Annotated in this window: 20 protein-coding genes and 1 riboswitch; of the genes, 11 read left to right on the top strand and 9 right to left on the bottom strand. The window is 59.5% G+C overall.

Annotated elements, in window-relative coordinates:
• Positions 1-120 precede the first annotated feature (120 nt).
• Positions 121-1,872, top strand: coding sequence for an ABC transporter ATP-binding protein (locus tag ACKUUJ_RS00100; RefSeq protein ID WP_409064247.1), 1,752 nt, complete (start codon positions 121-123; stop codon positions 1,870-1,872).
• The gene (locus tag ACKUUJ_RS00095; RefSeq protein WP_409064246.1) at positions 1,865-2,611 is read left to right on the top strand and encodes an energy-coupling factor transporter transmembrane component T family protein; all 747 of its coding nucleotides are present in this window, start codon (positions 1,865-1,867) and stop codon (positions 2,609-2,611) included. The genes ACKUUJ_RS00100 and ACKUUJ_RS00095 overlap by 8 nt, the downstream gene beginning before the upstream one ends.
• Positions 2,612-2,735: 124 nt before the next feature.
• Here the strand turns inward: ACKUUJ_RS00095 and ACKUUJ_RS00090 are convergent, their stop codons facing one another.
• On the bottom strand, positions 2,736-3,482 hold the full coding sequence (locus tag ACKUUJ_RS00090; protein WP_409064245.1) for an aspartate/glutamate racemase family protein: 747 nt from the start codon (positions 3,480-3,482) through the stop codon (positions 2,736-2,738).
• Positions 3,483-3,566: 84 nt separating this feature from the next.
• The gene (locus ACKUUJ_RS00085; RefSeq protein ID WP_409064244.1) at positions 3,567-4,823 is read right to left on the bottom strand and encodes an ATP-grasp domain-containing protein; all 1,257 of its coding nucleotides are present in this window, start codon (positions 4,821-4,823) and stop codon (positions 3,567-3,569) included.
• Between the two features lie 314 nt (positions 4,824-5,137).
• Here ACKUUJ_RS00085 and ACKUUJ_RS00080 point away from each other — a divergent pair, with 314 nt between their 5' ends.
• On the top strand, positions 5,138-6,271 hold the full coding sequence (locus tag ACKUUJ_RS00080) for a glucosaminidase domain-containing protein (RefSeq protein WP_118081795.1): 1,134 nt from the start codon (positions 5,138-5,140) through the stop codon (positions 6,269-6,271).
• Between the two features lie 39 nt (positions 6,272-6,310).
• On the opposite strand, the gene ACKUUJ_RS00075 is transcribed toward ACKUUJ_RS00080, so the two are convergent.
• From ACKUUJ_RS00075 to ACKUUJ_RS00065, 3 genes are all read right to left on the bottom strand, one after another.
• Positions 6,311-7,702 carry a serine/threonine protein kinase gene (locus ACKUUJ_RS00075; protein WP_409064243.1) on the bottom strand — a complete coding sequence of 464 codons (1,392 nt, stop codon included), beginning with the start codon at positions 7,700-7,702 and terminating at the stop codon, positions 6,311-6,313.
• A 95-nt stretch (positions 7,703-7,797) separates the two neighbouring features.
• Positions 7,798-8,220, bottom strand: a complete 423-nt coding sequence (locus ACKUUJ_RS00070) for an XRE family transcriptional regulator (protein ID WP_349125610.1) — start codon at positions 8,218-8,220, stop codon at positions 7,798-7,800.
• A gap of 47 nt (positions 8,221-8,267) precedes the next feature.
• Positions 8,268-8,711 carry an FxLYD domain-containing protein gene (locus tag ACKUUJ_RS00065; protein WP_349125611.1) on the bottom strand — a complete coding sequence of 148 codons (444 nt, stop codon included), beginning with the start codon at positions 8,709-8,711 and terminating at the stop codon, positions 8,268-8,270.
• A gap of 223 nt (positions 8,712-8,934) precedes the next feature.
• Between ACKUUJ_RS00065 and ACKUUJ_RS00060 the strand changes: the two genes are divergently transcribed.
• From ACKUUJ_RS00060 to ACKUUJ_RS00040, 5 genes are all read left to right on the top strand, one after another.
• Positions 8,935-11,256 carry an NAD(P)/FAD-dependent oxidoreductase gene (locus ACKUUJ_RS00060; protein WP_409064242.1) on the top strand — a complete coding sequence of 774 codons (2,322 nt, stop codon included), beginning with the start codon at positions 8,935-8,937 and terminating at the stop codon, positions 11,254-11,256.
• Between the two features lie 21 nt (positions 11,257-11,277).
• Complete coding sequence (locus tag ACKUUJ_RS00055) at positions 11,278-12,555, top strand: aconitase X (RefSeq protein ID WP_409064241.1); 1,278 nt, start codon at positions 11,278-11,280, stop codon at positions 12,553-12,555.
• A 14-nt stretch (positions 12,556-12,569) separates the two neighbouring features.
• Positions 12,570-13,013 (top strand): aconitase X swivel domain-containing protein, encoded by a 444-nt coding sequence (locus tag ACKUUJ_RS00050; RefSeq protein ID WP_195544163.1) that lies wholly within the window; start codon positions 12,570-12,572, stop codon positions 13,011-13,013.
• Positions 13,014-13,123: 110 nt separating this feature from the next.
• Complete coding sequence (locus tag ACKUUJ_RS00045) at positions 13,124-14,545, top strand: M20/M25/M40 family metallo-hydrolase (RefSeq protein ID WP_409064240.1); 1,422 nt, start codon at positions 13,124-13,126, stop codon at positions 14,543-14,545.
• Positions 14,546-14,596: 51 nt separating this feature from the next.
• Positions 14,597-15,916 (top strand): MFS transporter, encoded by a 1,320-nt coding sequence (locus ACKUUJ_RS00040; protein WP_409064239.1) that lies wholly within the window; start codon positions 14,597-14,599, stop codon positions 15,914-15,916.
• 90 nt (positions 15,917-16,006) lie between these two features.
• On the opposite strand, the gene ACKUUJ_RS00035 is transcribed toward ACKUUJ_RS00040, so the two are convergent.
• The 4 genes from ACKUUJ_RS00035 to ACKUUJ_RS00020 all read right to left on the bottom strand — a co-directional run bounded on the left by ACKUUJ_RS00035 (position 16,007) and on the right by ACKUUJ_RS00020 (position 18,242).
• Positions 16,007-16,276, bottom strand: a complete 270-nt coding sequence (locus ACKUUJ_RS00035; protein ID WP_409064238.1) for a hypothetical protein — start codon at positions 16,274-16,276, stop codon at positions 16,007-16,009.
• A gap of 83 nt (positions 16,277-16,359) precedes the next feature.
• The gene (locus ACKUUJ_RS00030; RefSeq protein WP_409064237.1) at positions 16,360-16,701 is read right to left on the bottom strand and encodes a HigA family addiction module antitoxin; all 342 of its coding nucleotides are present in this window, start codon (positions 16,699-16,701) and stop codon (positions 16,360-16,362) included.
• Entirely contained in the window at positions 16,673-16,954 is a 282-nt protein-coding gene (locus ACKUUJ_RS00025) for a type II toxin-antitoxin system RelE/ParE family toxin (RefSeq protein ID WP_271744584.1), read from the bottom strand. Before ACKUUJ_RS00025 ends, ACKUUJ_RS00030 begins: the two co-directional genes overlap by 29 nt.
• 100 nt (positions 16,955-17,054) lie before the next feature.
• The gene (locus tag ACKUUJ_RS00020) at positions 17,055-18,242 is read right to left on the bottom strand and encodes an N-acetyldiaminopimelate deacetylase (RefSeq protein WP_409064236.1); all 1,188 of its coding nucleotides are present in this window, start codon (positions 18,240-18,242) and stop codon (positions 17,055-17,057) included.
• Positions 18,243-18,386: 144 nt separating this feature from the next.
• Positions 18,387-18,555, top strand: a riboswitch (Lysine riboswitch).
• 65 nt (positions 18,556-18,620) lie between these two features.
• Between ACKUUJ_RS00020 and dapA the strand changes: the two genes are divergently transcribed.
• The 3 genes from dapA to dapD are packed head-to-tail and all read left to right on the top strand — an operon-like array spanning position 18,621 to position 22,422.
• Positions 18,621-20,930 carry a 4-hydroxy-tetrahydrodipicolinate synthase gene (gene dapA, locus ACKUUJ_RS00015; protein WP_409064235.1) on the top strand — a complete coding sequence of 770 codons (2,310 nt, stop codon included), beginning with the start codon at positions 18,621-18,623 and terminating at the stop codon, positions 20,928-20,930.
• Positions 20,923-21,663, top strand: coding sequence for a 4-hydroxy-tetrahydrodipicolinate reductase (gene dapB / locus ACKUUJ_RS00010; RefSeq protein WP_409064234.1), 741 nt, complete (start codon positions 20,923-20,925; stop codon positions 21,661-21,663). Before dapA ends, dapB begins: the two co-directional genes overlap by 8 nt.
• Before the next feature lie 39 nt (positions 21,664-21,702).
• Complete coding sequence (gene dapD, locus ACKUUJ_RS00005; protein ID WP_349088879.1) at positions 21,703-22,422, top strand: 2,3,4,5-tetrahydropyridine-2,6-dicarboxylate N-acetyltransferase; 720 nt, start codon at positions 21,703-21,705, stop codon at positions 22,420-22,422.
• The last annotated feature ends 261 nt before the right edge of the window (positions 22,423-22,683 follow it).

Here is a 22,683-nt window from a genome sequence, read left to right as displayed (position 1 = left end):
CACCCCGTAAAGCCGTCTCCGTGCTTCACCACCAAAGACCGTCCCAGACAACGAGCTCTTGGGGACGTTCTTAAACGACTGGACATGCAAGAACGTCCCCAATGACTATGAAAGGTACCCATGGAAACGATCATCAACGTCGACGATGTCTCGTTCTCCTATGGCACGCAAACCGAGCAGGCGCTCAGCCACGTTTCGCTCAGCGTGAACAAGGGAGATTTCATCGGCATCATCGGGCCCTCGGGCGCCGGTAAGTCCACACTTGCCGCCTGTCTGTCGGGCGCCGTGCCTCACCACTACACCGGCGCCTTTTATGGCTCCGTGTTAGTTGACGGCCACGACACCTGCGAGGTCTCGCTCACCGACATATCGCAAATCGTCGGTAGCGTGCTGCAGGACATCGACACGCAGATGGTCGCTTCGGTCGTTGAGGACGAAATGCTCTTTGGCCTCGAGAACTTTGACGTTCCGCACGACCAGATTGAGCAGCGCGTGAGCGAGACGCTTAAGACCGTCGGCATTAGCGACCTGCGCGACCGCGAGATCGCCACCCTCTCGGGCGGCCAAAAGCAAAAGGTAGCTATCGCCGCCATCCTCGCCATGCGTCCGCGCGTCTTAGTGCTCGATGAGCCAACCGCAGCGCTCGATCCCGCCAGTTCCACCTTAGTCTTCGAGACGCTGCGCGAGGCAAACCGCGCGCTCGGCATCACCATCGTCGTCGTTGAGCAAAAGGTCGCCTTGCTTTCGGAGTACTGCAACCGTGTGTTGGTGCTCGATCACGGCCAGATCGCGCTGCAAGGTGAGCCGCACGAGGTCTTCGCACGCACCGACGAGCTTCGCACCATCGGCGTCGATTGTCCGCGCGTCACGCGCATCTTCAACAGTCTCGAGGCCGATGGCTTGGTAAGCGGCACGCCCTGTCTGGATGTCGACGAGGCAGAACGCCTAATCACGGAAATCGTCGACCCCGACCGTGCGACAAGCGACACCCGGGCGCCCGCAGGCTCCCCGCACGCGCCATCGCTGCGCCCGCATACGAAAGACGCCGAGCCGGTGCTCACCTTTGACCATGTCGAGTTTTCCTACCCCCGTGGCGGCGCCGCCGTTCACGACCTCAACTTGACGCTCTACCCCGGCGAGCTCGTGGGCATTGTCGGCCAAAACGGAGCCGGCAAAACCACGCTCACCAAACTGCTCACGGGTTTGCTCAAGCCCGCATCGGGCAGCGTACGCGTTACGGGCTTGGACACGGCATCGGTTCCCACGAGCCGCATCGCACACGAAGTGGCAACGCTTTTCCAGAACCCCGACCGCCAAATCTGCAAAGACACCGTGCTCGACGAGGTCGCCTTTGGTCTAGAACTTGCCGGCATCGACCGCGCCGAAGCCCTGCGTCGCGCCCAGCTGGTCATCGACCGCTTTGGTCTGCCCGCCGACGAGGCACCGTTCTCACTGTCGCGCGGCCAACGCCAGATGGTGGCGCTGGCCTCCGTTGTGGTGATCGAGCCCAAGATCGTGGTGCTCGACGAACCCACGAGCGGCCTGGACTACCGCGAGTGCATGACCGTGATGGAAACGGTGCGCACCATGGCAGAGCGCGGTTGCGCCGTCATCATGGTCTGTCACGACATGGAAGTCGTTTCCGACTTTGCCGAGCGCATCGTGGTGATGGCCAACGGTCGCATCCTCGACCGCGGCCGCACGCACGAGCTGTTCTCGAACATCGAACTCATGCAGCGTGCCTACGTTGAGCCGCCCCAGGTCATCGAACTCTCGCGCCGTCTGGCATCCACCGTCTCGCCCGCCTTTACGCAGGTGAGTGAGGTCACTGATATCGTTCGCATTACCGAGGAGATGGTCCGCCGTGGTTAACGTCATCGACTACATGCCGGGCGACACGCTGCTACACCGCCTGAACCCCGTCATCAAACTGGGCCTCGCCGCCGCCATCATCATCGGCATTTTCTTGTCCGACACCTATGTGGCACTGCTGGGCTTTCTGGCACTCACGCTCGCGCTGGGAGCCTACGCCGGCGTCGTCGACCGCCTGCTCGCGCTGCTCAAGCTACTGATTCCACTCGCGCTCATCATGCTGGTGCTGCAGCTGGCTTTTATGCGCGATGGCAACGTGGTGTGGAGCTTTGTCACCGATGAAGGCCTCATCACCGGAACAAAGGCCTGTCTGCGTCTGCTGGGCGTGGCGCTACCGCTTATTCTGATGCTCATGGTGACCAAGCTCAACGACCTTGCCAACGCCTGCGTCGAGGTGCTGCACGTTCCGTATCGTTATGCCTTCACCTTTACCACGGCGCTGCGCTTTGTGCCAGTGTTTGGCCAGGAGATGAACGCCATCATGGAGGCGCAGACCGCACGCGGCATCGAGTATGACACCAAGAACCCCATCAAGAAGCTTCAGCTCATGCTGCCGTTGTGCGTGCCGCTACTGATCTCGAGCGTGGGTAAAACCGATGCCACGGCCTTGGCGGCCGAGCAGCGCGGCTTCTACCTGCGCACGCGCGCGAGCTCGTACAAGCGCTACCCCATCAAGGGCCAGGACATTGCCATGCTTATTGTTAGCATTGCCCTCATTGTCCTCGGCTTCCTGTTCTAACCCATCGCCACCGGCAACCGATAAATTCAAAAGGCCTCGGCTCGCACCAAACGAGTCGAGGCCTTACTGTTCCCCCAGATAAAACCTACCAAAATAAACCTGTCCCTTTTTGGCAGGTCGAGGGCTAAAGGCGGTAGGGGGCGCCGCTGCGGATGATGGATTCGCGCACCAGGACGTCCATGGCGTCAAGGGTAATCTCGGGCATCTCTCGGTACTTTTTCAGCACCGAGAGCTCGGTGCAGGCCAGAATGACGCGGTCGCAGCCGCTGCGGGCGAACTCCCACATCACGCGGTCAAACTTGTCCATATCGGGCTCGCGTCCGGCCTTCACGTCATCATAAATCAGCGACATCACGTCGGCCTGGCGCTTCTCGCTGGGATAGACGACCTCGACGCCCGCGGCCTCGCACTCGCGCCCGTAGACGCCGGCACCCACGGTGCCGTCGGTGCCCATGATGCCGATCTTGCGCACCGGCTCGGACGGCATGCTCAGGTTGGGATCGAACTCGCACTCCCCCATCACCGCGCCCGCCAGGGCATAGCGCACCGACTCACGCGGCATGTGGATAATCGGCACCTTGGTAAACGACTGAATCTGGTCGTAGAAGTAGTGCGATGTGTTGCAGGGAATGGCGATATGGGCACAGCCCAGCCCCTCGAGTGCCCGTGCACATTCCTTCATGGTCGCCAGCAGCTCGGCATGCTCGCCGGTCTTGATGGCCAGCGTACGGTCGGGCATGGTCGACTTGGAAAGCACCACCATGTCGATATGCTCCTGATCACAGGCAGCAGCCGTATGACGCACGACCTGGTCGTAGTAATACGACGTGGCCTCAGCGCCCATGCCGCCGATAACTCCCAGCTTTTCCATCGCCGCCTCCTTGGTGACGCCCATGCAATTGCTCGTATCATGCCCGCGCCCGTCCGTTGCAAACCGGGCGGGCGCCGCGCTCATCTACTTGTAATACGTCTTGAACAGCTTAAAGTGACGAAGCTTGGTGTGCCACATGCGCAACCAGCGGTTAAAGACAAAATCGCCCTTCATAAACGAAGGATCGGCGGCCTTGCCCTCCTTGGCCAGACGATGCGCCTTCGCACGCAGCTCGGGGTCCTTGACATACTTGTCAACGACACCCATGGGGACGACCATCCACAGAGCCTCGTCCTGCGCCGTCACAAATTCCGGCTCAAACGGACGGTTATAGACGTACTCATCCACCACGTACTTGGCAACGTTAAAGCCGCTGTTGGTGACGTAGTAGTTACTGCGGCCCTGACGCGTGTTGAAGTCGAAGAACTTAAACGAACCATCGCGTTGGTCGTACTTGACGTCGAAGTTGGAGAAGCCCGTGAACTTAAGGTCCTCAAGCAGCTTGCGCACGCCACCCATGAGCTCGTCGTTGGGCTCGGTGATGATGCAGGCGTGGTTGCCGACACCATGGGGCTGATGCTCCTCGAGCAGCACGTGACCCAGGCACATCATGCGAACCTTGCCGTTGCGGTCGGAATAACTGGTAAGCACGCGCATGTACTCGTCGTTGCCGGGCACGCGGTCCTGCAAGATGAGGTCATCGGTGTAGCCACTGGCGTACACATCGCGAATGACCTGCTCCAGCTCGGCGCGATCGGCAATCTCGTAGGCCTTCTTCTGGCCCTCGAACTCGTGCTCCCACCACATGATGCCGTCAGAGGGCTTCAGAATCATCGGGAAGGGAAAGTCGATCTGGTCGAGCACCTCGGCGGAAGCCTCGCCCTGGGCGTTGAGCATCGCCATGGTAAAGGTAAACGTGTGCGGATAGGGCACACCGTGCTTCTCGCACAGCTCGTAGAAGATCTCCTTCTTCTGGCACTGCTCGAGCATGCTGTAGGGCGCATAGGGCGCGATGACGTTGGAGGCAAGCTGGCCGGCATCCTGAGCCTGTGCGGCAAGCGCGACGTAGTTATCGCCGCAGCCCATGAGGATAATCTTCCTATCGGGATTGGCCTGTGCAATGCCGTTGACGGTCTCGATCATGACCGGCATAGTGTCGATATCCACATTGGGCGTATAGTCGATAATCTGGCTGCGGTATGCAGGACCCGTCTGATACTTGCCAAAGACCAGGCTCTTGACCTGATACTCCTCGTAGAAGGCGCGCGCCACCGAATAGGCGTTGATATCGCCGCCGAGCAGCACGGGTATAAACTCGCGCTCTGTAAACTGCAATGCCATGGAAACTTCCTATCATCAACTGCCCGTACGATGGGCGGTCTTTATGCAACTGGTTTATTCTAGCGTGCCAAACCGTCGCTTCCCAAAGTTCCACCATATCTATGGCAAGCAGGCGCTTATGATCGAGCCCGCAGGGTTCCGTAACGTTAAAGTTGAACTCTATGGTTTCTTAACAATTCACTATAACTGCAGGTCAAGGCCAAAACCTCAAGTTCAACTTGACCCTTTAGAACCTTTAAGGTTCAAGTTGAAGTCGAAAGCAGTAGTAGAATACCTTTCGAACTATAACCTACGATTGATTGCAGAGGGACTGGATGCAGCATTCGAACCATCGCACCGCAGCGCTCATCGCGTCGAAGCCGGCTCGTATCATCACGAGCGCCGCGCTTGCCGTTACACTGACGGCCGCGCCGATGCTCTCCCCCGTCGCAGCCTATGCCGCCTCGCAGGCAACGCAGGATCAGCTTTCCGCTGCCCAGCAGAAAATCGAAACCGCCACGAGTGCCTACAACGAAGCCCGCACCAAGCTCGAGGATCTGCAGAAGCAAATCGACACTAACGAGGCAAGCATCGAGAAGATCGAAGCCGAACTTCCCGATCAACAGGCCAAGGCGAGCTCCGCCATGCGCGATCTGTATAAGTACCAGAAGGGCACCAACCCCATCGTGAGCTTCCTGGTCAACGCGCAGAGCCTGGGCGAGTTCATCACCACCTGCAAGTACACCAACCAGATCACGAGCTCGAGCGTCGACGAGATCGAAGAGCTCAACAAGATGCAGACCGAGCTCGAGCAGAACAAGACCGAGCTCGAGCAGGCGAAGTCCCAACTCGAGACCGAGCAGAAAACCGCCGAGGACGCACTGGCACAGGCCCAGCAGCTTCGCAGCGAAGCCCAGGCAAAGGCCGAGCAGGAGAATGCCGCAGAGCTGGCCAAGCTCGAGGCCGACAAGGCCGCTGCCGCCGAGAAGCTCTCGGGCGAGGGCGTGAGCGGCAACAACTCCAACAGCCAGGCCAATAACGCCAACACCACTATCGACACCACGGTGAACAACTCCAATACCGGTAACTCCGATTACGACTCGTTTATCAACGAGTGGACGAGTCGCATCGACAACTACCTCGCCGGCTCCCCCATGGCAGGCCAGGGTTACAACTTTGCCGTGGCAGCCTGGAACACCGGTGTTGACCCTCGCTGGTCTCCCGCCATCGCCTGCATCGAGAGCAGCAAGGGCCTCTATTGTGCCGGCTCCTATAACGCCTGGGGCTGGAGCGCCCGCGGCGGCGGCTGGCGGAGCTTTGGTAGCTGGAGCGAGGGCGTCTCTGCCCACGTTGCCTACCTGGGCGCCAACTATGGCTCCACGCTTACCCCGGCAGCCGCCAAAAAGTACTGCCCGCCCACGTGGCAGGACTGGTACAACAAGGTTGCAACCCAGATGAACCGCATCTAAGATCAACGTCAAAGGGCCCCAATTGGGGCCCTTTTTCTTTTACGCGACGGAGGTATCGACGACGCCAGTCGCGTTTGCAATGGCAACAATGATAGTCATTACCAACAAGAGCACACCCATAGCCTTGAGCCAGAGCTTTGCAAGCTTTTTACCGCGGTATCTATCGAGTAGCTCAAACCGCCGGCGAAGGCGGCGTTTGTCGAGCATCACAAAATGGATGAGCACTACGAGACCGTCGACGAAGATAAAATACTCAATCGCGAGAAACCACATCGGGTAGTTTTGGTTGGCGCCCGTAGGATGAAAAACGGCAAAATGGCTTCCGGCAAAGAAAACAAGTAGCGAAAGATAGACGAATGCGTTCCAAATGCGCCCAACGGTGTCGGGAATGCGGGAGAGTAAATTCGGGCGCTCAGGCACCAACGGCAATCCGCCCTGAGACTGATCCGTGGGGAGCACGGGCGCAGGGCACACGGCTCGCCGCTCCGGAGGCTCTTGGAAGGAAGCAGCATTCGGCGCGGACGACGGCGTCGGTGCGGACAACGCATAGGATGCACGCGCAGCGTGCCCTAGCGCCTTCGCGCTTGCAAAGCGCTTGTCCGGATCGAGCGCCATCGCCATGCAAATAACATCGGCAAGCGAGGCGGGGATATCATATGCCTCGCATTGCTCGCGCATGTTCCGACCCGGCTTGGGGTCGGCCCCCGTCAGACAAAAGAACAGCAGGGCACCGAGCGCATAGACATCGCTGCGCACGCTCGTCTGGCCAAAACCATACTGCTCGGGCGGCGCATAGGGACGCGTGCCAAACTTAACGGTATCGGCATCGGCTCCCTCGCGCCACACGCGAGCGATTCCCAAGTCGATAATCACCAGCGATGAAAATGTCATGCCTGTATCGGGCGTATAGTTTGCGCCCGATACGATGATATTCGAGGGCTTTAGGTCGCGATGGATCACCGGCGCAGCCATCTCCCCCGCCGACGCAAAGCCGGCATGGAGCTCCGCAACTGCATCACAAAGGGCGCCAAACAGCTCACAGGCATAATCGGGCGTCGCACCCAAACGCCCCACCAGGGCCCCGAGCGTTTCGCCTTCGATGTATTCCATGACCACGCAAAGCTCGTCGCCCACGCGGCGGCAATCGACAATCCGAGGCAAGTGCTCGTAACGTCGCCCAGCATGCTGGGCCGCAAACAGGCGTTCATACGCCCCGCCAATCTGGGCCGACGCGTCGATGCGCTTGCGAACAAAGGGGCCAAGAGATCCTCCGCCGGAGCCCTCAAAGTACACGAGCTCGGTCGTCTCGACGTCGGAGTGCTTGAGCACACGGTCTACGCGATAGCTGTCATCACGCTCAAGTGACGCCAGGTGTCCGGCGAGCGCAGCGGTCAGCTCATCATCGGAATATGTTGGGCTCTGAGTATCCATAGCGTCCATAATAACGCAGGGCGCGGACGCCCCATGACGCCCGTGCCCTGCACGTTCTAAATATCGTGAACGGCGCTTCCGCCGGCAGCCAACCGTTAGCTCACCGTCTCCTCACCAAAGCGATACAGCTCCTCGTTCACCTTTTGCAGGCTGCAGCCACGATCGATACAGAAAATGATGATGGCGTCACGGCGGTCCTTGCAGTTGAGGACATTGGCGCCCGCCGCCGACAAGGCGCGGTTGGTCTCCTTGAGCGTCAGCGCCATGGCAAAGGCAATCTGCAGCACCTTATTGCGGCTCGGATGCCGCGCACCGGTAAAGATCTGATAGCCAAACGTCTCGTTGAGGTCGGCCATACGCACCACGCGCGAGCGCTCCAGCCCCTTTTCTTCCAAAAGCTGTTTCAGATACTCCGAAAGCGACGGGGCGGTAAAGTCGTGCTCTTTGATATAGCCCTCGATACTCGGAGCATCGAGCAGCTCGTTGAGCAACTCTTCGGTTAGCTTCTTATCAGGCATATGGCCTCACCCCCCAGCTCGCATAGTAACCATGTTTTTAATTCTAGTTAAAAACCGCTCACGTCAGAACGTTCCCAGCTGGCAACCTGGTCGGGAGATACCGTGCTCATCGCTTCGAACTTCCAGGTGCCGCCCGCTTTGAGATGGTTGGTGTTCGCAAGAGCCGTTCCCACCTGATTGCCGTCTGCGTCATACAGAACATACTCAATCTGAATGTAGCTTTGCTCTTTATCCGTATTATTGGTCAACGTGCCAGTGATCTTATACGCGAACTGATTAGACGTATCCCCGGCCTCATCCGAAACCGTATAGGGTTCTTGTGCCTCTTTTTTCTCCTCGACTTGCTGGGTCTGTTCGGCAGGCTTTGCTGCATCACCCGTAGACGAATCAGACGAGTTGCCGCCCATAGACCCTACGACGCCGGCAACAACGAGCACCACGATGACACCCAAAACGATCTTGCCGATCGGCTTCTTTCCCTCTTTTGCCATTATGCATCCTTCCCACGATCCGGCTACCGTGCCGGCACACAGCACATCGTAGGAGGCAGCGAACTCAAATTCATTAGCTGGGAGCTAATGTCGCAACACAGTTTGCCATCTGGCACTCATTGAGTCTTTTTTTCCTTCACCGAACTCATGCCTTTGTTGTTGACTATTAAACATTTAGACGTAAACTGCTTTGTTACCTTGTCAACATCTGAAAGGAACCTCATTGGGAAAAGACGTACTGGTGCAGCAACTCGTCGACTCATTCGACAGCTGGCCCGCCAAAAATTCCGGTTGCGGATCGTCCCGCATGACACAAGAGCTCTATCCTTTTGACAAGCTCTTCTCTCCCATCAAAATTAACAAGCTCACCGTCAAAAACCGCATTGTCATGGCGCCGATGGGCAATATCGACATGTGCGAGGAAACTGGCCGCCCCAGCGACATGATGCTGCAGTACTTTTTCGCCCGCGCCAAAGGCGGCTGCGGCCTCATCACAACAGGACTCGTACCGGTAAGCCACGGCATCGATACCACGGTCACCGAGCTGGACAAGCTCACCTATTTCCCGCGCATCGATCGAAGCCGAACCGTTATGGCAGGCTGGCGCGACCTTGCCCAAGGTGTCCATGCCTTCGGATCACGCATTTTTGTCCAGCTTACGGCCGGACTCGGCCGCGTGGGCAACCCGCAATGCCTCATCACGCAAAAGAAGTTTCCGGTCTCGGCGAGTTTCTTGCCTAACTACTACATCCCCGCCATTCCATGCATGCGCCTCTCGGACCAAAAGCTGCGCCGTATCGTAAACAATATCGGCCAAGCGGCGGCCGATGCTCATGCCATGGGCATCGATGGCGTCTATTTGCACGGGCACGAGGGTTATCTTATCGAGCAGCTCGGAAACCCCGCCTTTAACCATCGCAAGCTCGGACGTTATGCCGATTGGCGTCAGTTTGGCCTCGATATGATCAAAGAAATCCGTCGCCGCGTTGGGCCCGACTACCCCATCATGTACCGCATCGACCTTTCGCTTGCACTCGAGGAAACCTATGACGAGCAGGTCATGAATTCGACCTATCTGGGACGCATGCGCGGCGGCCGTACAGTCGAACAGACCCTGGGTTATATGGAAGAGCTCGTGGCGGCGGGAGTAGACATCTTTGACGTCGACCTTGGTTGCTATGACAACTGGTGGATGCCCCACCCGCCTGCGAGCATGCCCGCAGGCTGCTTCGTTCCCGTGGCGCGCGCCGTTCGAGAGCGCTTTGCCGCCGACAATATCCGCTCCAATGCCGGCCTTCCCGTACCCGTTGTCGCGGTGGGTAAGTTGGGCTACCCCGACATTGCCGAACGCGCCCTTCGCAATGGCGACGCCGATATGATCATGCTCGGACGCCCGCTGCTTGCGGATCCCGAGTGGCCCAACAAGGCGTACGCCGGTCGCGTGGCAGATATTCGCCCCTGCATCGGATGCCAGGAAGGATGCCTCAACGAGTTTGTCGAAGGGGGCCATCCGCAGTGTGCCGTCAATCCACGCTGCAGCTTTGAATACCTCATGCCCCAGACACCCGCTCCCGCCAAAGAACCCAAACGCATAGCGGTGATAGGAGCCGGACCCGCTGGGATGGTCTGTGCGCTAATCGCCGCGCGTCGTGGCCACGACGTAAAGCTCATCGATGCCGAAGATGAACTTGGAGGAAAACTCCTCTCCGCCAGCGCCGCCCGGATCAAGTTCGACCTCGATAACTACCGATCATATCTTGTTCGACAGGTGCGCGAGCAGGCAGAAAAACCCAACGGGAACCTGACAATCGAACTTGGACGGGCAGCACGCGCCGAAGATCTTGCAAAAGCAGGCTTCGACGCAATCGTGTGCGCGACAGGCACTTCCAATGCAATACCGCCCATCCCCGGTCTTACGGAGCTTGCAGCATCGGGCCATGCCGTGCTGGCAACGCAGCTACTGCGCCAACCCGCGCTGCTTGGCAACGCCAAAACCGTCACCATCATTGGCGGAGGGGCCGTGGGCTGCGAGGTTGCCCAATGGCTCACCGTCGAACACGGCATACCACAGGTCAGCGTAATTGAAATGCTGCCTCACATGATGCAGGGCGCCTGCACGGCAAATCGCGGCCACCTACTCCATACGCTCAGGGGACGCAATGTGCGGCTCCTCAATATGACACGCGTCGAGCGCGCGGAAGTCGGCGGCAAACGCGAGTCTGGAGCCCCATCGAGGTGTGCGCGTCTCCACTTGAGTCGCAACTGCCACAAAAACGTTCCCGACCCCTACGTCTCGTGGTCACCGGTCTTGCCCGAGAACGTCGAAAACCCGCTTGCACCCAAAATCGGCAACGACTGGAAGTCACTCGAGCTAACCTGCGACTTGGTAATCATTGCCTGCGGCGGACACCCCGACGACGCGCTGTTCTACAAACTGCAGCAGACGCACGCCGCTGACGAGCTGCATAACATCGGCGATGGGTTTGCGCCCGGCCGTGTGCTCGAAGCGGTCCGTGCGGCATACCGACTCGGCACCAATATCTAACACGAAAGGATGGGCTCACAGATGAACCTGACCTCCCAACAACAAGCCCTGCTCGACGGCGCCAAGGGCCCCGCCATGGCCAAAGTGGTCAAGACCCTCGTTATGTACGGCGAATGCTTTGGCGCCGAGCGTATGGTTCCCGTGACCGGCGCAAACGGTCATCTTGTCACAAGTTTTGGCCTCTCCATGCTCGGTCCAGTCTATGACCTTATGGATGAGCTGCTGAAAGACGGCGCCCTGTCCGGTCAGTCATTCTCGGTCGACCCGAGGCCCCTCGACCCCGCCGTCCCGGCCAACCCGCTGCAAAAGCTGCTGTTCAAGATTATGTATTCCAAACAAGACGATTATGAGGCACAGCTGCGCAGCATGGGTCTATTGGACAACGATGCTTTCACCTGCACCTGTTACCAGCCCGAGGTTGGCAATCGACCTCGGCGTGGCGACATCCTAAGCTGGGCAGAAAGCAGCGCCGTGGTCTTTGCCAACTCCGTGCTGGGCGCTCGCTGCAATCGCAACTCCGGCATCATCGAGATGTTCGGCTCAATTGCCGGCTTTGTCCCGGAATTCGGCCTGCTCACCGATGAGGGCCGCAAGGCGACCTGGATCATCGAAGTCGACTGTAAGCGCAAGCCCGAAGCGCAAGTGCTTGGCAGCGCCATTGGCATGAAGGTGATGGAAGACGTCCCTTACATTAAAGGCCTCGACCGCTGGCTTGGCCGCGAACTCACACCCGGCACGCAGGACTACCTTAAGGACATGGGCGCCGCCAGCGCATCGAACGGCGCTGTCGGGCTCTACCACGTGGACGGCATCACGCCCGAGGCCGTCGAACAAGGCGAACACCTCATAGCACCAGACGCCCAAATCTATCGCATTGACGACGCCGAGCTGGAACGCATCCGCTCGAGCTACCCCGTTATGTGGAAGAACCCGGGCGCGCGCCCCAAGCTTGCCTTCATCGGCTGCCCCCACCTCTCGTCTGCACAACTCGCCCATTGGGCAGACGCCATCTGCGATGGGCTGAGCGCCTCCGGCAAGTGCCGCGTGCAAGTACCCACCGTACTGACCGCCGCCCCATCCGTGGCAGACGCCTTCCGCAAGACTGCGGCATACAGACGCCTCTCGACTACCGGCGCCGTCGTCTCGAGCATCTGCCCGCTTATGTACACCAACAACCCGCTGTGCGGCAGCATGCCCATCATCACCAACTCCAACAAGTTGCGTACGTACTCGGCATCGCGCTACTACACCGACGACGAGGTGCTCGCCTACGTCACCACCGGAAAACCAATCAAATAGGAAGGCGACTCCTCATGGAAAAAATCTTTCACGGCCGCGTCGTTGTCCCCGGAACTGCCCACGCCAAGGCACTTGTCTCTCACGGAGGGCTCAACACACTCGCATCGTTTCAGAAGGCACTGATGTTTGGCGACAAAAAGGCCACGTGTTCCGACCAAAACAATCCCGACTTGTACGGCAAACCTTTGGCGGGATGTGCCTTGTGTCTTCCGCAGACTATCGGCTCCACCACAGGCGGCATGGTGCTCTTCTGCGCCACCAAAATGGGGCGCCAACCCGCATGCCTGCTGTTTTCCAAACCCATTGACAGCCTTGCCGCCGCTGGCGCGATCCTCTCGGGCGTATGGACCGACACCCCCATGCCCACCATTGACAACCTGGGCGATGAGTTTCTCGATGCTGTGTCGACGGGAGACGCCATCACCGTGACCGAAGACGGCACGGTCATCGTCGGCTAAGGCTATCCGACCCGCCGCCCGCAGATGAACAACGTGTTTCGCCATTTCCCACGCGCGGTGCGGGCGATAATCTTGACGTATTCGATATACAACACGAAAGGAGTCCCACCATGGGAGCATCGGTATCGGTCGCACAGGGCGCGCCTCTTGATGCAGGCACCTACAAGGCAGACGAGGCAGCCGTCGAGCGCTTTTGCGAATTGCTGCGCATCCCCACCGTTTCGCGTGAGAACATCGCCGAGCGCGACGATGAGCCCTTCAGCCAGTGGATTCCCACGCTTCAGCGACTTTATCCGCATTTCTTTAAAGTCGCCGAGCTCACACGCGTCGACAACTTTGGCATGCTCCTGCGTTGGCCTGGCGCCGATTCCGCCTTGGACCCCATCGTCATGATGGCGCATCAGGACGTCGTGCCCGTCGAGGGCCAAGACTGGAAGCACGATCCCTTTGGAGCCGAGATCTTCGACGGCGAGATCTGGGCCCGCGGATCACTCGACACCAAGTGCATCGTCTCGGCTTTCTTCGAGGCCGCCGAGCATTTGATTGCCCAGGGCTTCGTTCCCCCGCGCGATGTCTGGTTCTTCTCGAGCGATGGCGAGGAAATCGCCGCACCTACTGCAACCCATGCAGTGCAGTGGCTTCGCGAGCATAACATCCATCCCTACATGGTGCTCGATGAGGGTGGCGCCGTGGCAACCGACGCCCCGCTCGGCGTCACCGAACCCGTTGCCATGGTAGGCGTGTCCGAGAAGGGCCACGTCGACCTTACCGTCACGGCGCGCGCCGACGGCGGCCATGCCTCTACGCCTGCGGCAAACGATGCCTGCCGTCTTCTCTGCCGTGTATGCGAGACTATCTCGGCCAACCCCGGCAAGCCGCAGCTCACGCCCGCCGTCGAGGCCACACTGACCGAGTTGGGTGCCCGTAGCAGCGCGACGTATCAGGCAATCTTTGGCAACCTGTGGCTCACGCGCCCCGCGGTTACCAAGATCATGGCCGCCAGCCCCGAGACCTCGGCCATGCTGCGCACAACCTATGCGCTCACGCAGCTCGAAGGCTCCAATGCGCACAATGTGCTGCCACCAGTTGCTCGCGCCAACTTCAACGTGCGCATCGCTCCGTTCGAGACCATCGCCGATGCCGTTGAGCGCGCCCGCAAGCTCGCCGCCCAGCAGTGCCGCGCCTCGGGCGTAAGCCCCGACCATGTCACCGTCGAAATCAACGAGGCGATTCCCTACACCGAGCCCGCGCCCATCTCGCCTTACGAAGACGATGCCGCCTTCAACTACATCCATCGCTGCGTGTCGGGTGTCTATCCCGAGGCCGGCTTTTCTCCCTACGTGCAGAACTCCTGTACCGACTCGCGCGAGTTCAACGAGATCTGCGATCGCGTCTACCGCTTCTGCGGCTTTATCTACTCGGGCGAGGCGCGCAAGCTCATCCATGCCGCCAACGAACGCATCGGCGTCGACGTCTACAAGCGCGGCATCGAATTCTATGTGGCGTTTCTCGCCAACCTTGAACAACTGTAGAACGGGGGCCGATAGCACCCCTCCCCGCTTTTACCGACCAGGAGAACCAGCATGACCCAACCAAATCTTAAGCGGGCGGCCCGGCTCGACACCAAGGCCGTCGCCCTCGCCTCCCTACCCTTTATGGGCATGATCAGCTTTTGGCAGGTCTACGACGGCATCGTTCCCAAGATGCTCACAGGGACCTTTGGCCTATCCAACTCGCTCACCGGCGCGATCATGGCCATCGATAATGTCTTTGGCCTGTTCCTGCTTCCGCTCTTTGGCATCCTCTCGGACCGCTGCGCAAGCAAACTCGGGCGCCGAACGCCCTTTATCTTGGGCGGCTCCGCGGTGGCAATGCTCTCCGTCCCGCTCATCGCGATCGCCAACAACATGGGCAGCCTACCTCTGCTCATTGGCGCGATTATCCTCACGCTTTTGGCAATATGCGCCTACCGCACCATGACGGTCGCCATCGTGGCAGATATTACGCCTCGCCCACTTCGAACCAAGGCGGACTCAATCGAAAAGATCGTCGGCTATGCGGGAACGGGTCTTATGCTCGTCGCCATCTCGGTCATGGTTCCCAAGGCCGACAAACCTGATTATCTTCCGCTCTTTATCTTGCAGGCCGCCTTTATCCTCGTGTCAGCCGTTGTCTACGGCATCTTTGTCCGTGAGCCCGCCCTCGTCGAAAAGATGCGCGAGAAATCGCTGTCAATGGGCATCGACGAGGATCAGATTGACAAAGACGACTCCCCCGAGGCCGGCGGTAAGGAACGCGTTGCAGACACCGACGTGCGTCGCTCCATCATCATGCTGCTCGCCGCAACGTTTTTCTACTACATGAGCTATAACGCCATGACCACCAATATCAGCCGTTATGCCGATTTGTTCTATGGCATGGAGGGCGGTTCCTATGCCATCATCAATATCGTGACGATTGCAGGCGCGCTGCTAAGCTACGTACCCCTGGCAAACCTTTCGCTCAAAATCGGCCGCAAAAAGGTCGCCCTGGGCACCGCCGTCATCATGGTTTTGTGCCCCACGCTTCTTTGGCTGGCACCCGGCTTCTCGCCCGTGTTGTACGGGGTCTTTTTGTTGATGGGCGTCGCGCTGGGCGGCGTGGACCTGTGCGTGTACACGATGATTCTGGAGTGTTGCAGCTCCCAAAGCGTGGGCCGCTACTCCGGTTACTACTACACCGTGAGCATGGCGGCTCAGGTGGCGACGCCGATTCTCTCCGGCATCGTTATGGACGTGGCGCCGTCGATGCTCTTCGCCTACATCACGGCAATGGGCATGATTATGGCCGCGAGCATTGCCGCCGCCAAGCACGGCGATGCCATCTTGATCGACGAGGTCGCTCGCCGCGAGGCAGCCGGGTAAGACCGAATTGACTACCGAGCGAAAGGGGCCGGATAGGCAAAGTGCCCATCCGGCCCCTTTTCGGTTCATCCTCAAAAAGGCAATCGAAGCCTACCCCACCGTGACGGATTCCCCAGTAAAGGTGCTCACAAGCAACAAGAAAAAGAACGCCAGATAACTGATGCTCAATAGGTAGGCGACAACCAAAAAGAAGGCCCATCCGACATTGGTCTTGCCGTCGGCACGGCGTTGCTCGCGAGAACGGCAGAGCCAAATCGTCACGCCAATGGCCACAATCAACAGCGCAAGTGCCGCTGCTGCCAGTCCAGCAAGCGCAAACATCACGCCAATGCTCACAGCAATAACCGGGAGCAGCAGCAAGCCGCACCCGCACCCACCAGGACTATACACGGCAGACCATCGGCGTCGTTCCATCGTCACTCCAACCTCAACATCTTTGAGCGCTACAGCGCAACGGCCTGCTGAACGGGAACGATCTTATCCAGTTCCGGTTCGATGCGCCTCTTCTCTGCCTCGAGATCAAACGCCATCTGGGCTCGAAGCCAGTAGCCATCCATCAGGCCAAAGTAGCGGCAAAGGCGAAGGTCGGTGTCGGCCGTCACGCGACGCCTTCCCAAGATAATCTGCCCAATGCGTTGAGCCGGAATCCCGGTCTCCTTAGCAAGGCGATATTGAGAAATGCCCATAGGGGCAAGAAATTCCTCTTTGAGAAGCTCGCCAGGAGTCACCGGCGGCAGCAAATCAGACGCAGTCTCATCACTTGTGATAATCGACGATTTCGACATTCCAAGCCATCCCCTGTCTCCACTCAAAACAGACCCGATAGCGCTCATTGACACGGATACTATATTGACCGGCGCGATCGCCCTTCAACGCTTCAAGACGATTGCCTGGCGGAACGCGAAGATCATCAAGCGAAGCGCAGATCTGCAGTTGGCGAATCTTCCTCAAGGCGACCCGCTCAAAAGGAATGAACTTCCTAATCCGCACACCCATTGCAAAGCGTTCAGTGTCTTCATCTTTATATGATGCAATCATAGTATCGCCTTACGTTAATAACGTCAAACGTTTCTATAGAGCTACATCTCTATTATAGCGTACATCTGTTCGTATTTTCGAGAAGATGCGTCCCCGTCGACTAACAAAGCAAAAGCAATCGTTTGTAGACATCGAGGCCCTTGAGCAAAATTTCCTCATCAAAGAGCATGGTATCAGTGTGAAGAGCGCTCATCGCATAGGCTGGGCAGCCATCAGCGTCAATCGGGTTTTCTTGCGCCTCCGGCACGCCCGTGCCCAGCAGGAAGAACACGCCCGGCAGATGGCGCTGATAGAAGGCGAAGTCCTCGGCAATCAGCAAAGGCTCATCTACGAGCTGTAGCTCGGGCAAGGCGGGCGCGACATTGACAAACAACTCGGGGTCGTTGTCGACCGGCGGATAGCCCTCGGCAAAGTCAAGATCGTACGTGCAGCCCGTTGCAGCGCATGCCTCATCAAGCACGCGGCGCACGCACTCACGCGCACGGTCGAACATGTCGTCCGTAAACACACGCAGACTGCCGGCAACATGGGCCTCCCCCGCCACCGCATTGCAAACCGTACCGGCCTGCAGCAGACCAAACTTGCCGATACAGGGCTCGTCGGTGCCCAAATCGTCCATCAGCTCGCGCTCGGCAACCAAAAACTTTGCTGCCGCCAGTGCCGCATCGTGCGACTCCTCGACCGGTACACCATAGGTCTTAGCGATATGAATACTCGTACCGTGAATATGGATATGCGTCTCGCTCGAACGCGCTAGCAGCGGACCGGAACAACTCGTCAACATGCCGGCAGGCAGATCGGGCCACACATGGAAGCCAAAAATGCGGTCGACCCCGTAGCGCTCGAACACACCGCTCTCGCATACCGTCTTGGCACCACCGGTCGTTTCCTCGGCCGGCTGGAACACAAAAAGCACGTTGCGCCTCATGGCGCCCGGCCGCTCGCGAATCGTACGGTCGACATGCGTCGCGGCGGCAAGTGCCATAGCCATGTGTCCGTCATGTCCGCAAGCGTGCATCTTGCCGGGATGGGTCGAGGCGAACGCTGCCCCTGTTGCCTCGGCAATGGGCAGCGCGTCCATGTCGGCCCGAATCGCCGTGGCATGTGCGGCGCCAACGCCAGCATCGAAGAAAGCGCAGACGCAGCTGGGGCACGGATGGGTCACCTCGCAAGCGAGCGGTGCCAGTACGCCCTCGATATAAGCGATGGTTTGCGGAAGATCGAAATCGAGCTCCGGAATGCGATGGAGATCGCGGCGATAGCGACGGAGTTCTTGGAGCTCGGTCATAGAGGATCCCTTCGTGAGGCATATCTGTTGCAACTTATTGTGATACAGGATTGTGGCACACATGTTTCCAGCATATTGCTGCATTTTTTAAACGTTATATACGAATACTCTTGTTTGGTAAAGTGCAACGTGGTAGGGTCGTTACCACTTGATAGAGGCGCGGGCACGAAGAACCGCGGGCGAGCCGGCAGGCTTTGACCCCGTGGGGAGGCGAAACCCGCCGAACTGGGTTTTTCGGGCACGAACAACCTGGTGGGCCTGTGGGAAACACCCACAGGACTGTCTGCAGCAATGCGGGAGCGCTATCCGGACATTGGGTCCACGCTATGCGGATTCGATGCGCAGATGGCGCCGTCTGGATAGCGAGGTTTACGGGACATGGCATTGACCCCCAACGAGGCATATGCGGCCAAGCAGCCGTTTGTGGACAAGGAGACACTCGAGCATATCGTCGAGCAGTTCCCCACGCCGTTTCATCTATACGACGAGGCGGGCATCCGCCGCAACATGCAAGAAGTGCGCGACGCCTTTGCATGGAACCCGGGCTTTAAGGAATACTTTGCCGTCAAGGCCAACCCCAACCCGGCGCTCATCTCCATTCTCAACGAATACGGCTGCGGCTGCGATTGCTCGAGCTATACCGAGCTCATGATCGCCCGCTCGCTGGGCATCACGGGACACGACATCATGTTCTCTTCCAACGACACGCCGGCTGCCGACTTTGAGCTCGCCAACAAGCTGGGTGCCATCGTCAACTTTGACGACATCAGCCACATCGAGTTCTTTGAGCGTGTTGCGGGGCCCATCCCCAAAACGGTCAGCTGCCGCTTTAATCCAGGCGGCCTGTTCCAGCTCTCCAACGGCATCATGGATAACCCCGGCGACTCCAAATACGGCATGACCACCGAGCAGCTCTTTGAGGCTTTCCGCATGCTCAAGGCCAAGGGCGCCGAGAATTTTGGCATCCATGCCTTCCTTGCCAGCAACACCGTCACCAACGACTACTACCCCAAGCTCGCGCGCATCCTCTTTGAGCTTGCCGTGCGCCTGGAGCGCGAGACCGGTGCACATGTCGCCTTCATCAATCTGTCCGGCGGCGTCGGCATCCCCTATCTGCCCGAGCAGCAGGCCAACGACATTCACGCCATCGGCGAGGGGGTGCACGCGGCCTACGACGAAATCCTGGTTCCCGCCGGTATGGGCGATGTGGCCATCTGCACCGAGATGGGCCGCTTTATGATGGGGCCCTACGGCTGCCTGGTCACCAAGGCTATCCACGAAAAGCAGATCTACAAGGACTATATCGGTGTCGACGCAAGCGCCGTCGATCTGATCCGTCCTGCCATGTACGGCGCCTACCACCACATTACGGTAATGGGTCAGCCGGGTGGCGACGACAAGACCACAGCGCCCGTCACGGACACCTACGACATCACGGGCAACCTATGCGAGAACAACGACAAGTTCGCCATCGACCGCGAGCTACCGCAGATCGACATGGGTGATGTGCTCGTGATCCACGATACCGGCGCGCATGGCTACTCCATGGGCTACAACTACAACGGACGGCTGCGCTCCGCCGAGGTCCTGCTGCGTCCCGATGGCTCAGCCGACCTCATCCGCCGCGCCGAGCGCCCGGGCGATTATTTTGCCACGCTCGACGTGCTGCCGAGCGGCCGAGAGCTGCTGGCCAAGTCGCGCGCCGAAAGTGCCCGCCGTCGCGCCCAAGACGAGCGCCTGGCAGTCGCCGCTCAATGGAACAAACGCATCCAGATCGCGGACGCGAAGGAGAAGAACATGGACATCCGCAATCTCGAGGGCTCAATCGTCGCCCTTGTTACGCCGTTTAAAAAGGACGGCAGCGTCGACTTTGACGCACTCGAGCGCCTTATCGATTTCCACCTGCAAAACGGCACCGACGCCATCCTCACCCTGGGCACCACCGGCGAGAGCGCCACGATGACCGACGACGAGGACAACTCCGTTGTCGCCGCAGTGGTCAAGCAAGTTGCAGGACGCATCCCCGTCATCGCCGGCTCGGGCTCCAACTCCACGCAGACCATGCTCACCAAGTCGCTCACTTACCAGGGCCTGGGCGCCGACGGTCTGCTGCTCATTACCCCCTACTACAACAAGTCCAACGAAGAGGGTATCTATCAGCACTTTAAGACCGTCGCCGATGCCGTGGACATCCCCTGCATCCTGTACAACATCCCCGGCCGCTGCGGCTGCGGCATCAGCGAGCGCAACGTAGAGCGCTTGGCCGCGCACCCCAACATCATGGGCATTAAGGAAGCCTCGGGCAACGTCGCCTACGCGGCCAAGATCGCCCACCTGCTGTCCGACGACTTCCGCATGTACTCAGGCGAGGACGCCCTCACCGTACCGCTCATGAGCCTGGGTGCCTCGGGCACCATCAGCGTGTGGGCCGACGTTCAGCCGCAGCTCGTGCACGACATGTGCCGCGCCTATCTGGACGGCGACGTGGAGCGCGCCCGCGATATCCAGATTGCCGGCCAGCCGCTCATCAATGCCCTCTTTAGCGAGGTCAACCCCATCCCCGTCAAGGAAGCACTCGCCCAGATGGGTATGATCGAGGCAAACTACCGCATGCCGCTGTGCCCCATGGCAGACGACACGCGCTCCGCACTTACCGATGCTCTGAAAGGAGCTGGTCTGCTTGATTAAGACCGTCATTATGGGAACGGGCCGCATGGGCTCGCTCATCCGCACCACCGCCGAGGGCATTGTCAACACCGCTGGAGAGCCCGTTTTTGACATCGTCGCCCAGATCGGCTTCGACTTGTCCGAGCTCGAGAGCGCACCGGCCGCCGATGTAATCATCGACTTCTCGAACGTCGTGACCTTCGATGCCGTTGTCGCCTATGTCGAGCGCACGGGTGCCGCACTCGTTTCCGGCACCACGGGCTATACGCCCGAGCAGGTGGATCGCCTGCGCGAGCTGGGTCAGAACGCCCGTGTTATGCACTCGGGCAACTACTCTATCGGTATCGCCGCCCTGCGCCATCTGGTTGCCCAGGCCACGCGCGAGCTGCCCGGCTTTGACTGCGAAATCGTCGAGACGCACCATAATCAAAAGGTCGACGCCCCCAGCGGCACTGCCAAGTTGTTGCTCGACGCCGTCGTCGAAGCCGAGCCCGAGGCAGGCTACCACCCCGTCTATGGCCGCGAGGGCATGTGCGGCGCGCGCGACCCCAAGGAGATCGGCATGCACTCGCTGCGCGGCGGCACCGTCGCCGGCGTGCACGAGGTAAGCTTTTTCGGCCAGGACGAGGAGGTCACGCTCGCGCACCGCGCCACGAGCCGTCAGATCTTCGTCAACGGCGCCCTGGCAGCCGCGCAGAAGCTCGTCACCCGCGAGCCTGGCTTCCATACGTTCGACCAGGTCATGTTTGCCTAACCAGGTATCAACCGGATCCACTCAAAGGAGAGACAGCAAATGAGTAATGCAGCCGAGATGGATGCACAGGAGATTATCAACTACATCGCAACCGCGCCCAAGAAAACGCCCGTCAAACTGTACGTGCGCGAAAAGCCGGGCATGAAGGTCCAGTGGGGCAATGCGCACGTCTACGGCGGTCGTCGTGGCAAGACCGTCTTTGGTGACTGGGATGAGCTCAAGGCAATCCTCGACGCCAACGCCGACTCCATCGACTACTACGACGTAGAGAACGACTGCCGCAACTCCGCCGTGCCCATGCTCGACCTCAAGGGTATCAACGCCCGCATCGAGCCGGGCGCGATCATCCGCGACCGTGTCGAGATTGGCGATCGCGCCGTCATCATGATGGGCGCCATCATCAACATCGGCTCCGTCATTGGCGAAGGCTCCATGATCGACATGGGCGCTGTGCTGGGCGGCCGCGCCACCGTGGGCAAGAACTGCCACATCGGCGCCGGCACCGTACTGGCAGGCGTCGTGGAGCCCGCCAGTGCCACGCCCGTCATCATCGAGGACGACGTTATGATCGGCGCCAATGCCGTGGTCCTGGAGGGCGTGCGCGTGGGCAAGGGTGCTGTCGTTGCCGCCGGCGCCGTATGCGTCGACGACGTCCCCGCCGGCGCCGTCGTGGCCGGTGTCCCCGCCCGCGTCATCAAGATGCGCGACGAGAAGACCGACAGCAAGACCGGCCTGGAAGAGGGTCTGCGCCAGCTTTAATAGTTACGGCGTTTTACCAAACGCCGTAACGACCCGACGCTGCACCTTTGGTTCCGTCGTTCTAACGAACGACGGATCTCTCGACGCTGCAAACGCCCCTAAGCGGCAATCTGACGTTCAATCGTCGGTCGCGTACCGAAGTACGCTTCCCTCCTCTTTCACGTCACCTTGCTCGCCTAGGGGCGTTTTCGCTCATATGACCCAATCCGCTGTCAAGAGCCACAATGGCCCCGCCGACCGCTTGCAATCGTTCGGCGGGGC

This window comes from Collinsella sp. wc0583, from assembly GCF_046116915.1.
Taxonomy (GTDB): Bacteria; Actinomycetota; Coriobacteriia; order Coriobacteriales; family Coriobacteriaceae; genus Collinsella.
This window is presented reverse-complemented; position numbering and strand designations above follow the sequence as displayed.

Excerpts from the sequence above, each read along its gene's own strand:
- ACKUUJ_RS00100 (WP_409064247.1), top strand. The coding sequence starts at position 121 with ATGGAAACGATCATCAACGTCGACGATGTCTCGTTCTCCTATGGCACG.
- ACKUUJ_RS00090 (WP_409064245.1), bottom strand. The coding sequence starts at position 3,482 with ATGGAAAAGCTGGGAGTTATCGGCGGCATGGGCGCTGAGGCCACGTCG.
- ACKUUJ_RS00085 (WP_409064244.1), bottom strand. The coding sequence starts at position 4,823 with ATGGCATTGCAGTTTACAGAGCGCGAGTTTATACCCGTGCTGCTCGGC.
- ACKUUJ_RS00080 (WP_118081795.1), top strand. The coding sequence starts at position 5,138 with ATGCAGCATTCGAACCATCGCACCGCAGCGCTCATCGCGTCGAAGCCG.
- ACKUUJ_RS00075 (WP_409064243.1), bottom strand. The coding sequence starts at position 7,702 with ATGGATACTCAGAGCCCAACATATTCCGATGATGAGCTGACCGCTGCG.
- ACKUUJ_RS00070 (WP_349125610.1), bottom strand. The coding sequence starts at position 8,220 with ATGCCTGATAAGAAGCTAACCGAAGAGTTGCTCAACGAGCTGCTCGAT.
- ACKUUJ_RS00065 (WP_349125611.1), bottom strand. The coding sequence starts at position 8,711 with ATGGCAAAAGAGGGAAAGAAGCCGATCGGCAAGATCGTTTTGGGTGTC.
- ACKUUJ_RS00055 (WP_409064241.1), top strand. The coding sequence starts at position 11,278 with ATGAACCTGACCTCCCAACAACAAGCCCTGCTCGACGGCGCCAAGGGC.
- ACKUUJ_RS00050 (WP_195544163.1), top strand. The coding sequence starts at position 12,570 with ATGGAAAAAATCTTTCACGGCCGCGTCGTTGTCCCCGGAACTGCCCAC.
- ACKUUJ_RS00045 (WP_409064240.1), top strand. The coding sequence starts at position 13,124 with ATGGGAGCATCGGTATCGGTCGCACAGGGCGCGCCTCTTGATGCAGGC.
- ACKUUJ_RS00040 (WP_409064239.1), top strand. The coding sequence starts at position 14,597 with ATGACCCAACCAAATCTTAAGCGGGCGGCCCGGCTCGACACCAAGGCC.
- ACKUUJ_RS00030 (WP_409064237.1), bottom strand. The coding sequence starts at position 16,701 with ATGTCGAAATCGTCGATTATCACAAGTGATGAGACTGCGTCTGATTTG.
- ACKUUJ_RS00025 (WP_271744584.1), bottom strand. The coding sequence starts at position 16,954 with ATGATTGCATCATATAAAGATGAAGACACTGAACGCTTTGCAATGGGT.
- ACKUUJ_RS00020 (WP_409064236.1), bottom strand. The coding sequence starts at position 18,242 with ATGACCGAGCTCCAAGAACTCCGTCGCTATCGCCGCGATCTCCATCGC.
- dapA (WP_409064235.1), top strand. The coding sequence starts at position 18,621 with ATGGCATTGACCCCCAACGAGGCATATGCGGCCAAGCAGCCGTTTGTG.
- dapD (WP_349088879.1), top strand. The coding sequence starts at position 21,703 with ATGAGTAATGCAGCCGAGATGGATGCACAGGAGATTATCAACTACATC.